Below are 13,094 nucleotides of genomic sequence, written 5' to 3'. Positions count from 1 at the left end.
GACATGAGTGACAACGGAAGGGGCGCCGGGCCCGACTTCATCGAGGCTCTCGCCCGTGGCCTCGACGTCCTGCGCTCCTTCCGTCCCGCCTGCCCGTCGATGACGCTCAGCGAGATCGCCGCCGCCACCGGCCTGGCCCGGCCCACCGTCCGACGCATCCTCATCACGCTCGAGTCGCTGGGCTACGTCCGCGCGGTCGGCCGTGGCCACGCCCTCACCCCGCGCGTCCTGGAGCTGGGGATGGCGTACGTCAACGCGCTGAACATGTGGGACGTGGCCCGCCCGCACATGGAGAAGCTCGTCGCGCAGACCAACGAGTCGACCTCGATGGCCCAGCTCGACGGCAGCGACATCGTCTACGTCGCCCGGGTGGCCGTCCCGAAGATCGTCACGCTCGGTGTCACCATCGGCACCCGCTTCCCCGCGCCCGCGACGTCGATGGGCAAGGTGCTGCTCGCGGCGCTGCCACCGGAGACCCTGGCCGCCGTACTCGCTGAGCCGACGCGCTCCGGCATCACGCCACGCTGGCAGCCCTCGCCCGGCGAACTCGACGCGGTGCTGCGGGAGGCTCGGGCGAAGGGCTGGGCACTCGCCGACCAGGACCTGGCCCCGGGAATTCGGTCCGTCGCCACCGGCGTGCGCGACGGCGACGGGCGGGTCGTCGCGGCGATCAACGTGACCGTGCACGCGGCCGAGACCTCCCTGGAGACCCTGCGCGAGGAGCACCTTCCGAGGTTGCTCCGCGCGGCGGCCGACATCGGGCACGACTGGGCGCTGACCGCCGCCGTCCCGGTGGTCACCGCCTAGCTGCGCTTCGGGTGCCCATGAGCTCCGCGGATCGTCCGGGGCAACGCCGACACCCAACAGATGCCATAGTGCCGGCCATGAAGGCAGACCTGCACAGCTACTTGAAGGGCGGCCGCGACTCGCTGCTGTGGAAGCTCGACGGGCTCGGCGAATACGACATTCGGTGGCCGTTGACCCCGACCGCGACCAACCTGCTCGGTCTGGTGAAGCACTCGGCGGCCATGGAGATCCTCTACTTCGGCGTCGTGTTCGGCCGACCGTTCGAGCAGGAGCTGCCGTACATCGGCGATGGTGCGGAGACCAATGCCGACATGTGGGCGAGCGCGGATGAGACCCGCGAGGAGATCGTCGAACTGTATCGCCGCGCGATCGTCCACGCCGACACCACCATTGACGCCCTTGCGCTGGATGAGGTCGGACGCGTGCCGTGGTGGGGCGACGCAGCGGTCACGTTGCACCACGTCCTGGTCCACGTCATCGCGGAAACCCAACGGCACGCCGGCCACGCCGACATCGTGCGCGAACTCATCGACGGCGCGGCCGGGCTGCTGCCCAGCAACGACAACCTGCCCACCGGGGACGAGTCATGGTGGCTGGACCACCGCCGGCGAGTGGAGCAGGCAGCCCTCGACGCCAGCAAACTCCCACCGATGCTGCCCTAGCCGGGCGGTGGGCGCCCTGGTCCGAGCGTTCCGGGATGATGGCGGACTGCCCCCGCGACCAATCGATCATGGTGACTGAAAGTGTCGTACACCCGTTCTAGTCTCGGGTCATGGTCGAGGAGTTGGCGCAGGCAGAGGACGCGATCGCAGCCTGCGCCGACGCCGCCGCCTGGGCTCTGCCCGAGCAGGAGTTGATCGCGGCGCTCGACGCCGCGCACCGCATTGAGCAGCGCCTCGCCGCCGTGACTCTCGCCCTGGTCCGTGAGCTCGACGGCCGCGGCACGGCCCGCACCCAGGGCGCGTCGTCCACCGCGGTGTGGCTGCGCGAACGGCTGCACCTCACCATCCCGGCCGCCCGCCGGCTCGTCGATCTCGCCGCCGCCCTCGCCGCCGCACCGCCCGCCGTGCGGGACGCCCTCGCGGCCGGGACGGTCACCGCCGAGCAGGCCCGCGTCATCACCGACACGATTGGCGCGGCGGCGGCGTCGGCCGGCGCCGAGGCCGCCGACAAAGCCGTCAGTGTTCTGGTGCAGTGGGCCGGGCAGTTCGACCCCACCCTGCTGCGCAAACTCGGCACCCGCATCCTCGACCACGTCGCACCCGAGGCCGCCGACGCGGTCGCCGCCGCGGCACTCAAGGCCGAGACCGACCGGGCTGCGCGCGACCGGCACCTCACCATCTCCGAACGGACCGACGGACGACTGCGGCTCAGCGGCATCCTCGACACCGAAACCGCCGGCCTGCTGCGCGCCGCCATCGACCCGCTGACCGTGCCCACCGGCCCCGACGACGCACGCAACCCCGGCCAACGGCGGCATGACGCCCTGGCCGACGTGTGCCGCCTCGCCCTGCGCACCGGCGAACTACCCGACAACGGCGGCGACCCCGCCCAGATCGTCGTCACCACCAGCTACGACGGGTTGACCCGGCAGTTGGGCAGCGGTTCCCTCGACACCGGCCCGCAACTCACCCCCGAGACGGTGCGTCGGCTCGCCTGCGACGCCGCGATCCTCCCCGCCGTCCTCGGCAGCGCCAGCCAACCACTCGACGTGGGCCGACAACGCCGCCTCATCACCGGACCCCTACGCCGCGCACTCGTCCTGCGCGACCGAGGCTGCGCCTTCCCCGGCTGCGACCGACCACCACGCTGGTGCGACGCCCACCACATCCACCACTGGGCCGACGGCGGCACCACCACCCTCCACAACGCCGTCCTCCTCTGCGGCCACCACCACCGACACCTGCACCACACCGACTGGGTGGTGCGCCTCGGCGGCGACGGCCACCCCGAATTCGTACCACCCGCCTGGCTCGACCCCGACCAGATCCCCCGCCGCAACCAGTACCACCGACGAACGTAACCACCACCACCACCGATCACCCGGAAAAGCAGGCCGACCGAGTGACGCCGATCACGTTGGTCTCCATCGCCGTGCGTCCGACCGCGAGGTCGACCGTGGTGGGTTCCTGCGGCATTCCGCCGGTCACGCCGGCGTTGTTGACGAGCACGTCGAGGCCGCGAGTGTGACGACGGTCAGCCCAACGACCTGATTGCCAGCCCCACGACCTGGTCGCCACCCCGACGACCGGCTGTAAATCCACGGCCATTCGGATGCGCGGCCGGGCGGTCACGAATCCGGCGGCAAATCGTCACCACCGGCGGTTAGTCTTCCTGCGCGCGTCGTCGTCCTGGCACGCCGCGCCCCGCGCCTGGTCGGCGCGGCTTCGCCGCCACCGCCCACCAATGGCCGGCTCAATCGACTTCAGGAGAATTTGTGACACAGCAATCCGTCGCGACATCGGACAAACTCGACGCCGCGGTGCTCAAGGTGGCCGGCGTCGTCGTCCTCGGCGCGATCATGTCGATCCTCGACGTGACGGTGGTCAGCGTGGCGCTGCCCACATTCCAGAACGAGTTCGACGCGTCCTACGCCCGCGTCGCGTGGACGATGACCGGCTACACCCTCGCCCTGGCCACCGTGATCCCGCTCAGTGGCTGGGCCGCCGACCGGTTCGGCACCAAACGGCTCTACATGGTGGCGCTGGCGCTGTTCACGATCGGGTCGGGGCTCTGCGCCACCGCCGACTCGATCGGCGAGCTGATCGGCTACCGCGTGCTGCAGGGCCTCGGCGGTGGCATGCTCATGCCGCTGGGCATGACCATCATGACCCGCGCGGCCGGGCCCCACCGGATCGGCCGGCTGATGGCCGTCCTCGGCATTCCGATGCTGCTCGGGCCGATCGGCGGCCCGATCCTCGGCGGCTGGCTGATCGACACCGCGAGCTGGCACTGGATCTTCCTGATCAACCTGCCGATCGGTGTCGTCGCGCTGATCTACGCACAGTTCGCGCTTCCGAAGGACGCGCCCGAGCCCTCCGAGTCCTTCGACTTCGTCGGCATGCTGATGCTCTCGCCGGGTCTCGCGCTGTTCCTCTACGGCGTCTCGTCGCTGCCGGAGGCGGGCACCTTCGCCGAGGCCAAGGTGTGGGCGCCGATGCTGGTCGGCGGCGCGCTGGTGGTGGCGTTCGTGCTCTACTCGTTCAAGCCCCGGCACCCGCTGCTCGATCTGCGGCTGTTCCGCAACCGCAGCCTGACCATCGCCTCGGTGACGCTGTTCGTGTTCATCATCGCGTTCATGGGCGCCGGCCTGCTGTTCCCGAGCTACTTCCTGCAGGTGCGCGGTGAGTCGACGCTGGCCGCCGGCCTGCTGATGGCCCCGCAGGGCATCGGCGCGATGCTCACCATGCCGATCGCGGGCACGCTTGCCGACCGGGTGCCGATCGGCCGTACCGTTCCGTTCGCGTTGGCGCTCATCGTCGTCGGGTTCTTCAGTTTCACCCAGGTCGACCCGCAGACCTCGTACTGGCTGCTCGGCGGGTCGCTGTTCGTGATGGGTCTGGGCATGGGCGGCACGATGATGCCGATCATGACGTCGGCGCTGCGGACGTTGCAGGCGCAGGAGGTGGCCCGCGGCTCGACGCTGGTCAACATCCTCCAGCAGATCGGCGGCTCGGTCGGCGCCGCCGTCATGTCGGTGATCCTCACCAACGAGCTCAACGGATCCCGGCCGATCCCCGGACTGGTGGACGAGAGCGGCAAGCCGATCACCGAGGCCGGGCTGGCCATCGCCTCCCAGCAGCGGCCGGAGCTGCTGCAGCAGATGCCGGTGGACCCGTCGATCATCGAGCGCGGGCTCGACTTCGCCGCGAAGTCGTTCGCCACCACGTTCTGGGTCGCGTTCGCGCTTGTCGTGCTCACGTTCATCCCGGCCGCGCTGCTGCCGCGCCGGCGTCAGCCGGCGCAGCTCGACGACCCGCAGGGCGAGCAGGTCAAGACGCCCGTCGTCATCCACTGACCGACCCGCCGCGCTCAGCGTCCCTTCCGGATGCTGAGCGCGGCGGGTACGGCGTCAGCGCAGTGGACCGTCGCCGGGTCCGTCCGGGTCCTCGACCAGGTGGATCGCCGCTTCCTCCGCGCTGGCGGCGCCCGTGTCGATCCCGTCCCAGGCGACCGAGTCGGCCTCGTCGTCCTCGCGGACGCCGGGCAGGATGAGGGGGTGGACATCGAACCGGTCGACCACTCACCCCGGCAGGTGTTCCCCTGGTCGATGCTGCGGCAGCGCTGGGAGGACCTCACCTTCCTGCACTGGGCCGTCGACCCGGCACTCGTCGCGCCGCTGCTGCCCGCCGGCACTCGTCCGGACACGCTGGACGGTGTGAGCTACGTCGGCCTGATCGGCTTCCGGATGGTCGGGCTGGGCTTCGGTCGCGGCCCGGGGGTGCCGTACTTCGGCACCTTCGCCGAGACGAACGTCCGGCTCTACTCGGTCGACGACACCGGCCGGCGGGCCGTCGTGTTCCGGTCGCTCGACGCGTCCCGCCTGGTGCCGGTGCTGGTGGCGCGGGCGACGCTGCGTCTGCCGTACCTCTGGTCGTCGATGCGGCTGGACCGCGACGGCGACCGACTCACCTACCGGTGCCGGCGTCGCTGGCCCGGCCCGGCGGGTACGACGAGTCGGATGGCGGTCCGGGTGGGGGAGCCGATCGCCGACCCCGCCCCCCTGGACCATTTCCTCACCGCCCGGTGGGGGCTGCACACCCGGGCGTACGGTCGCCCGCTGCACCTGCCGAACTGGCATCCCCGCTGGCCGCTGCACCGCGCCGAGCTCCTGCACCTGGACGACGGGCTGGTCGCCGCCGCCGGGCTGCCGGCGCCGGTCGGACCGCCGGTCAGCGTGCTCTACTCGCCCGGTGTCGGGGTGCGGTTCGGCCCGCCGGTGACGCTCCGGCGGCCCGGCTGAGCGCCGGGCCGCCGGACGCTCAGTAGCGACCGCCCTCGGGGGCGGGCAGCGCGTCGAGGTCGGCCAGTTCCTCGGCGCCGAGCTGCACGTCGCCGGCCGCGCAGTTGTCCACCAGGTACTTCGGCGTCTTGGTGCCGGGGATCGGGATGACCCGGTCGCCCTGGGCGATCACCCACGCGAGCGCGACCTGCGCGGGAGTGACGCCGGCCCGGTCGGCGATCTCCCGGACCCGGGCGACGATGGCCAGGTTGGCCCGCAGCGCGTCCTGCTGAAAGCGCGGCAGGCCGCGTCGGAAGTCGTCGGCCGGCAGGTCGTCGAACGACGAGAACCGGCCGGTCAGGAAACCCCGGCCCAGCGGGGAGAACGGCAGGAAGGCGATGCCGTGCGCGACGCAGTACGGCAGAACCTCGGCCAGCGGGTCCCGGGTCCACAGGGACAGCTCGGACTGCACCGACGCCACCGGGTGCACGGCCTGGGCCCGCGCGATCTGGTCCACCGTCACCTCGGACAGGCCGATCTGACGGGTCTTGCCCGCCGCGACGACCTCGGCCATCGCGCCCCAGGACTCCTCGATGGGCACCTCGGGGTCGACGCGGTGCAGCTGGTAGAGGTCGACATGGTCGGTGTTGAGGCGGCGCAGGCTGTCGTCGATCGCCGCGCGGATGTGCTCCGGCCGGCCGTTGTTGCCGATCTTCGGCGAGTTGCCGGGGCCTCCGGTCAGGGACGTGGCCACCAGCCCGACCTTGGTCGCCAGGACGGCCCGCTCCCGGTGGCCGTCGGCCAGCGCCCGGCCGACCAGCTCCTCGTTGGTGTACGGCCCGTATACGTCGGACGTGTCGATCAGCGTGGCGCCCAGGTCCAGCGCCTGCCGGATCACCGAGATCGAGGTGTCGTCGTCGCGGGGGCCGGTGATGTCGTATCCGTGGCTCATGCCCATGCACCCGAGACCGATGACGCCGACCTCGGGCCCTGCACTGCCCAGCGTGGTGGTTCTCATGGGCACCACGCTACGACCGTCCTCCGCCTGCCGCCCGGCGGCATCCAGCGGCGGTCCAACCAGGCTCATGGCGGCTTCGAACACCTCTTCCAGTGGTACGGCAGCGGCGACGTCGAGACGCCGACGGCCAACCCCGAGATGACGTTCCGGACGTCCGCCGCGAGCGCGCGCCACCTGCGGGACCTCACCGAACGAACCGGCGCGCTTGTCGTCGGCCGGCGGCTGTTCGACATGACCGGCGGGTGGGGCGGCCGGCACCCGATGGACGTACCCGTCGTGGTCGTCACGCACACCGTGCCGCAGGGCTGGGAGCCGGAGAATGACTCGTTCGTCTTCGTCACCGACGGCATCGCCAGCGCCATCGACCGCGCGAAGGCGCTCGCCGGTGACAAGGAGGTCGGCGTCAACGGCGGCACCATCGCGGCCCAGGTCGTCGCGGCCGGCCTGCTCGACGAGGTGCACGTCGACCTCGTCCCGGTCGTGCTCGGCGCCGGCATACCGTTCTCGCCGGCCTGACGATCGCGCCGCTGCACCTCGACGGCCCCTTCCGCGTCGTCGAGGGCGACGGCGTCACGCACCTGGCCTACCGCGTACGCCCGGCGGCCTGACCACCTCGGGACCGGGCGTCGTGGAGCGAGGAGGTGGACCGCGTACCGAACGCGCCGCCGCAGTGGGCGCGGGGGTGACCATCGGGGCGACCTAGAATCGACGAGTCTCACTGCTTTTGGCGGTGTGGGCTGGGGGCGACCACGAAGGGCGGTGCGCACGATGGGACCGGACGAGCGGCGACGGTTGTTCGAGCAGGCGCGGGAGCGTTCAACGCGACAGGACACCTGGGCGGAGGCGGACCGGTTGTGGGTCCGGGTCATCGAGGCGTACCGGGAGGCTGTGCGCGGTCCGGGTGGGGTCCGCGAGGACCAGCAGCAGTTGGCCCGGGCGCTGTGGCGGCACAGCATGCTGCTCTCGGCGCGCGGCAGGGCCGCCGACGGGATGGCGCCCGGCGGCGAGGCGGTGGTCGTCTTCGAGCGGGTGTACGACGCCGTGGCGGCCGAGGGCGGGAACGTGGCGGCGGCACCCCGGGACGACGCCCTCGCCGAGCTGATCACCGCACTGGTGGACCTGGCCGAGGTCTCGTTCGCCGCCGGTCAGCCCGCCACGCGCAGGGACCTGCTGGAACGGGCCGTGACGGTGGGTCTGACCTCCGCCGGATCTCCGCCGTCCGCCGGGCCCCGCACCCGGGAGGCGATGGGCACGGCCTACCACAACCAGGCGACGGCGCTGCTGCACCGGCACCTCACGCGGCCGTCGTCGGGCGACGGTGCCCAGGAGGCGGCGCTGGCGGCGTCGCGGGCCTGCGAGCTGCGGCAGGGGCTGCTCGACCTGGCGCGTCCGCTGACCTTCTGGGAGATGGCCAACACCTACGGGGTGTACGCCCAGTGCCTGGTCCTGATCGGCGACCTCGACCGGGCGGCCATGGTGCTGGCGATGGGCAACCGCTTCGTGGAGACGCTGGGCCCGGCCGCCGCGGAGCCCGCCCAGAAGCTGCGGGTCGCGGCCGAGATGCTGGCCCGGGAGAAGGGTGGGTCGGGGCACGCGACCGGTTCGCGCCGTTGGGGCTGGCGGCGGGGTTGACCTGCCGAGCGGCGGGCACCGCGTCCCGTCTTGCCGGACATCGTCGTTGATCGATACTGTGCGTGAAGGCGCCGCCCCGCCTCAGACCATCACCGTCGAAGAGAAGCGGGTTCCGCATGCGCACACTGAGACTTGTCACGTCGCTGGCCGTCGCCGGCCTGCTCGCCGGCGCGGTGGCGATGATCGCCACGCCGGCCAGCGCGGCAACCGTCGTGTTCTCCGTGACCAACAACTGGGGCAGTGGCTATCAGGGCCAGGTCACGGTCACCAACGACACCTCCGCGCCGATCAGCAGTTGGCGGGTCGAGTTCGACCTGCCGGCCGGGTCGAGCATCAGCCAGTCGTGGAACGCCCAGCAGGTGACCTCGGGCAACCACTACACCTTCAGCAACGTGTCGTGGAATGGCGCCCTCGGGGCCGGCGCCTCGACGTCGTTCGGCTTCCTCGTCAACGGCTCCGGCACTCCGGTGAACTGCACCGTCAACGGCAACAGCGTGTCCTGCACCGGCGGCACACCGCCCACGACCCGGCCGCCGACCACCCCGCCGCCCACGACCCGGCCGCCGACCACCCCGCCGCCCACGACCCCGCCACCGACCACCCCGCCGCCCACCACACCGCCGCCGACGACCGGCACACCCGTGCAGCGGTACGGGCAGCTGCGGGTCTGCGGCACCACGATGTGCGACAAGTTCGGCGCGCGGGTGCAGCTGCGCGGCGTCAGCAGCATGTGGCTCAACTGGGAGACCGCTCCCTACGCCGAGAACCTGTCCGCGCTGACCTGGATGCGCGACAACTGGAACCTCCAGGTGATCCGCGCGGCGATGGGCGTGGAGCCCGCCGGGGCGTACCTCAGCGATCCGGGCAGGGCGCGGGCGCAGGTGGAGACGATCATCAACAACGCGGTCACCGCCGGGGTGTACGTGATCGTCGACTGGCACGCGCACGAGGCGCAGAACAACCAGTCCCAGGCGGTGGCGTTCTTCGGTGACCTGGCACGTCGCTACGGTCACCTGCCCAACGTGATCTGGGAGACGTGGAACGAGCCGCTGCAGTTCAGCTGGACCGGCGTCATCAAGCCGTACCACCAGGCGGTCGTGTCCGCGATCCGCGCCGCGGATCCGGACAACATCGTCGTGCTCGGGACGCCGACCTGGTCGCAGGACGTGGACGCCGCCGCGGCCAGCCCCGTTGCCGGCACCAACCTCATGTACACGCTGCACTTCTACTCCTGCACCCACGGCGGGTCACTGCGCGCCAAGGGCGACGCGGCGATCCGGGCCGGCCTGGCGCTGTTCGTCACCGAGTGGGGCGCCAGCAACGCCGACGGCGGCCTCGACGGCCGGGCCTGCCTGCCGGAGGCGCAGTCCTGGATCGACTGGATGAAGGCGAACAACATCTCCTGGACCGCCTGGAAGCTCGACGTCGGCACCGACACCACCAACCTGCTCAGCCCCGGCGCACCGGTGACCGGCGGGTGGAACAACTACCTGCACGGCCACGCGCCGTTCGTGGTCGCCAACATGAGGTGACCTGACCGCTTGATCACCTCCAGATCGCCGATGTCGGGGTATCCGGGCCAGTGGGATGCCCCGACATCGGCGATCCCGTGTCGATCACTCACGGGCTGCCCTCGCCGGGGCGGTCGCTTCGGCAAGCGATATACCTGTCAGTCATATTCATACCTCTGAGGTATATCGCTCTCGACCAGATCCGATCCCCGAGCGTCAGTTCAGGGTGTGCAGGCACGCCGGTACGCGGTAGCAGTGGTGGCGAAGGCCCGCTGGAAAATGAGCGCGCAGGTTGGTGCCCGTGACCGAGCCCGGAGAAAGCGCGCTGTCCGAAGAGGATCAGCGGTACACCCCGTGCCGCCGTCGTCGACGCTGAGCCAACCCGGCCAGAACGGCGCGTCACCTTAACGCGCCGGAAACGCCCCCGGTACCAAGCCTGGGAACGCTCGTCGGACAGTCGAGACCACCGAGACGCGAACCGGGGTGACCATGGTCGACAACACCACGAACGCGGCGACGTTCGACGGGCCGGTGGGCCGGTCCGGCAACGGCCGGGCCGTGCCCACGTCCCGTCCCGCCCCGGCGATGGCGGTGCACGACGACCCGGCCGACCTCGCCACCATCGGCGTGGAGGAGGAGTTCCACGTCGTCGACCTGCACACCCGGGAGCTGGTGCCCCGGGCCGGGGAGCTGCTCGACCGGCTGCCGGCCACGTCGTTCACCGCCGAGCTGCACCGCAGCGTGGTGGAGACCAACACCGCGGTCTGCCGCACCCTGGACGAGATCCGCGCCGAGCTGACCCGGCTGCGCCAGTCGGCGGTCCAGGTCGCCGACCGGGCCGGGCTGGGCATCGTGGCGGCCGGCACGGTGCCGCTGCGCGCCGACGGCGACCCGAGCGTCACCCCCACCTCGCGCTACCGACGGATGCTCGACGAGTACCAGATGCTCGCCCGGGAGCAGTTGATCTGCGGCGCGCAGGTGCACGTCGGGGTCTTGGACCGGGACCTGGCGGTGGCCGTCACCCGGCGGGTACAGCCGTGGCTGCCGGTGCTGCTCGCCCTGTCCACCAGCTCGCCGTACTGGATGGGTCAGGACAGCGGCTACGCAAGCGTCCGCTCGCTGGTCTGGCAGCGCTGGCCCACGGCCGGTGACCCGGGCGAGGTGACCAGCGCGGCCGACCACGAGGCCCTCGTAGCCGAGCTGATCTCCTCGGAGACCATCACCGACCCCGCGATGATCTACTTCGACGTTCGGCCGTCGGCGCACGTGCCCACCGTGGAGCTGCGCATCACCGACGCCAACGCCGACGTGGAGACCATCGTCCTGCTCACCGGGCTGTTCCGGGCGCTGGTGCGCCGGGAGGTCGCCGCCCTGCGCGCCGGAGTCGAGCGCACCGCCGTCCGGCCGCCGGTGCTGCGCGCCGCCGTGTGGCGGGCCGCCCGCTCCGGGCTGGAAGGCGACCTGCTCGACCTGCCTCGCTCGGCCCGGCCGGTGCCGGCCGCCGAGGCGGTCGGCCGCCTGGTGACCGACCTGCGCCCACAGTTGGAGGCGACCGGTGACTGGGAGCAGGTCCGCGAGCTGACCCGGTACGCGCTGGAGCGCGGCAGCTCCGCGGCGCGGCAGCGGCGGGCGTACGAGCGGCGGGGCCGGTTGGCCGACGTGGTCGACCTGCTGCTCGACGAGACGCGGGGCCGGGTGCGTACGCCCCTGCCCGGTGTGCCGCCACCGCCCGCGCTGTCCGCGTACGCCGACGCCGGCGACGAGGTCTTCGGCCCGGACGGGCCGGAGCCGACGTTCCGTCCGCTGCTCGCCGCCCTGCGCACCCTCGGCGCCGCTGGCCTGCGCCAACGCGAGCACGACCGGGACGAGGAGCAGCGCGCCCGGGGCGTGACGTTCAGCGTGGCCGGTGAGGCCAGCACCCGGCTCTTCCCGGTCGACCTGGTGCCCCGGGTCGTGCCCGCCGACGACTGGCGGGCGCTGCGGACCGGCCTGGTGCAGCGCGCCCGCGCGCTCGACGCGTTCCTGCGCGACGTGTACGCCGACCGGGCGGTGGTCGCCGACGGGGTCGTCCCGGCCTGGGTGGTGGAGTCCTCGCCGGGGCTGCGCCCGACCGGTGCGCTGATGGGCCGGCGTGGCGCGCGGGCCCAGGTGTCCGGAACCGATCTCGTCCGCGACCCGGCCGGCGGCTGGTACGTGCTGGAGGACAACCTCCGGGTGCCCTCGGGCATCGGCTACGCCGTGCAGAACCGCCGGCTCACTAGGGCGGTGCTGCCCGAGCTGCCGGTGCCCGATGACCTGCTGCCCGCCGACGAGACACCCGCGATGCTGCACCGGGCGCTGCTCGCCGCCGCTCCCGCCGCCGCCGACGACCCCGCCGTGGTGGTGCTCAGCAGCGGTCCGGGCGACCCGGCCTGGTTCGAGCACCGGCTCCTCGCCGACGAGATGGGCGTGCCGCTGACCGAGAGCGGCGACCTGCTGGTGTCCGACGGCCGCGTTCACCTGGTCCGAGAGGGCCGCCGCAGCCAGGTCGACGTGCTCTACCTGCGGATGGACGAGGACGCGTTGCTGCACGCCCCGGGCGCCGACGGCGTGCCGCTGGGCTGGCCGCTGCTGGCCGCGGTGCACGCCGGGCGGCTCACGCTGGCCAACGCGCTGGGCAACGGCGTCGGCGACGACAAGGCGCTGTACGCGTACGTGCCTCGGCTCATCGAGTACTACCTGGGGGAGAAGGCGCTGCTCGGCGACGTGCCGACGTACCTGTGCGGGCTGCCCGAGCAGCGCGCCGAGGTGCTGGGCCGGCTCGACGAGTTGGTGCTCAAGCCGGTCGACGGGTACGGCGGGGACCGCGTGGTGATCGGCCCGCGCGCCGAGGCCGAGGAGCTGGACGCCGTCCGGGAGCAGATCCTCGCCGCGCCGCACCGGTGGATCGCCCAGGAGGTGGTCGCGCTCACCACCCACCCGGTCTTCGACGGTACGGCCCTCGCGCCGCGCCACGTTGACCTGCGGGCGTTCGTGTTCCTCGGCGAGACTGCGGAGGTGGCCCCGGTGGCGCTGACCCGGGTCGCGCCGGCCGGAAGCATGATCGTCAATTCCTCGCGGGGAGGTGGCTCGAAGGACACCTGGCTCCTCGGCGGAGCCGGGGAGCCCCCGGTGTAACCCACGCTTGATGCGGATGTCATCGGGA

The 13,094-nt window shown here is 72.1% G+C and carries 12 protein-coding genes; 9 read left to right on the top strand and 3 right to left on the bottom strand.

Annotation, left to right across the window (positions count from 1 at the left end; all coding sequences use genetic code 11):
* Nucleotides 1–3: 3 nt before the first annotated feature.
* From ACFYPH_RS25825 to ACFYPH_RS25815, 3 genes are all read left to right on the top strand, one after another.
* Complete coding sequence (locus ACFYPH_RS25825) at nt 4–807, top strand: IclR family transcriptional regulator C-terminal domain-containing protein (protein WP_354859114.1); 804 nt, start codon at nt 4–6, stop codon at nt 805–807.
* Between the two features lie 77 nt (nt 808–884).
* A complete protein-coding gene (locus ACFYPH_RS25820; RefSeq protein ID WP_387185293.1) occupies nt 885–1,469 on the top strand; it encodes a DinB family protein in 585 nt (194 codons plus the stop codon).
* 110 nt (nt 1,470–1,579) lie between these two features.
* Nucleotides 1,580–2,830 carry a DUF222 domain-containing protein gene (locus tag ACFYPH_RS25815; protein WP_387185290.1) on the top strand — a complete coding sequence of 417 codons (1,251 nt, stop codon included), beginning with the start codon at nt 1,580–1,582 and terminating at the stop codon, nt 2,828–2,830.
* Between the two features lie 16 nt (nt 2,831–2,846).
* On the opposite strand, the gene ACFYPH_RS25810 is transcribed toward ACFYPH_RS25815, so the two are convergent.
* A complete protein-coding gene (locus ACFYPH_RS25810) occupies nt 2,847–3,101 on the bottom strand; it encodes a hypothetical protein (RefSeq protein WP_355066479.1) in 255 nt (84 codons plus the stop codon).
* Nucleotides 3,102–3,244: 143 nt separating this feature from the next.
* Here ACFYPH_RS25810 and ACFYPH_RS25805 point away from each other — a divergent pair, with 143 nt between their 5' ends.
* Nucleotides 3,245–4,825 (top strand): DHA2 family efflux MFS transporter permease subunit, encoded by a 1,581-nt coding sequence (locus ACFYPH_RS25805; protein ID WP_354859121.1) that lies wholly within the window; start codon nt 3,245–3,247, stop codon nt 4,823–4,825.
* Between the two features lie 54 nt (nt 4,826–4,879).
* Here the strand turns inward: ACFYPH_RS25805 and ACFYPH_RS25800 are convergent, their stop codons facing one another.
* Nucleotides 4,880–5,050, bottom strand: coding sequence for a DUF5709 domain-containing protein (locus ACFYPH_RS25800; protein WP_354859124.1), 171 nt, complete (start codon nt 5,048–5,050; stop codon nt 4,880–4,882).
* On the opposite strand from ACFYPH_RS25800, the gene ACFYPH_RS25795 reads away from it, so the two are divergent.
* On the top strand, nt 5,027–5,770 hold the full coding sequence (locus ACFYPH_RS25795; protein ID WP_387185285.1) for a YqjF family protein: 744 nt from the start codon (nt 5,027–5,029) through the stop codon (nt 5,768–5,770). The two genes, ACFYPH_RS25800 and ACFYPH_RS25795, sit on opposite strands and share 24 nt — an antisense overlap.
* A gap of 19 nt (nt 5,771–5,789) precedes the next feature.
* On the opposite strand, the gene ACFYPH_RS25790 is transcribed toward ACFYPH_RS25795, so the two are convergent.
* Nucleotides 5,790–6,767 (bottom strand): aldo/keto reductase, encoded by a 978-nt coding sequence (locus ACFYPH_RS25790; protein WP_387185282.1) that lies wholly within the window; start codon nt 6,765–6,767, stop codon nt 5,790–5,792.
* On the opposite strand from ACFYPH_RS25790, the gene ACFYPH_RS25785 reads away from it, so the two are divergent.
* From ACFYPH_RS25785 to ACFYPH_RS25770, 4 genes are all read left to right on the top strand, one after another.
* Nucleotides 6,693–7,283 (top strand): dihydrofolate reductase family protein, encoded by a 591-nt coding sequence (locus tag ACFYPH_RS25785; RefSeq protein WP_387185402.1) that lies wholly within the window; start codon nt 6,693–6,695, stop codon nt 7,281–7,283. The genes ACFYPH_RS25790 and ACFYPH_RS25785 overlap by 75 nt on opposite strands.
* A gap of 252 nt (nt 7,284–7,535) precedes the next feature.
* On the top strand, nt 7,536–8,399 hold the full coding sequence (locus ACFYPH_RS25780; protein WP_387185279.1) for a hypothetical protein: 864 nt from the start codon (nt 7,536–7,538) through the stop codon (nt 8,397–8,399).
* A gap of 116 nt (nt 8,400–8,515) precedes the next feature.
* On the top strand, nt 8,516–9,931 hold the full coding sequence (locus ACFYPH_RS25775) for a cellulase family glycosylhydrolase (RefSeq protein ID WP_387185276.1): 1,416 nt from the start codon (nt 8,516–8,518) through the stop codon (nt 9,929–9,931).
* Nucleotides 9,932–10,399: 468 nt separating this feature from the next.
* The gene (locus ACFYPH_RS25770) at nt 10,400–13,066 is read left to right on the top strand and encodes a glutamate--cysteine ligase (protein ID WP_387185396.1); all 2,667 of its coding nucleotides are present in this window, start codon (nt 10,400–10,402) and stop codon (nt 13,064–13,066) included.
* The last annotated feature ends 28 nt before the right edge of the window (nt 13,067–13,094 follow it).

The sequence above is a fragment of the Micromonospora sp. NPDC005252 genome (genome assembly GCF_042872475.1).
GTDB lineage: Bacteria > Actinomycetota > Actinomycetes > Mycobacteriales > Micromonosporaceae > Micromonospora.
The sequence above is the reverse complement of the archived record's forward strand: the minus strand, read 5'-3'. Positions and strand labels throughout refer to the sequence as shown.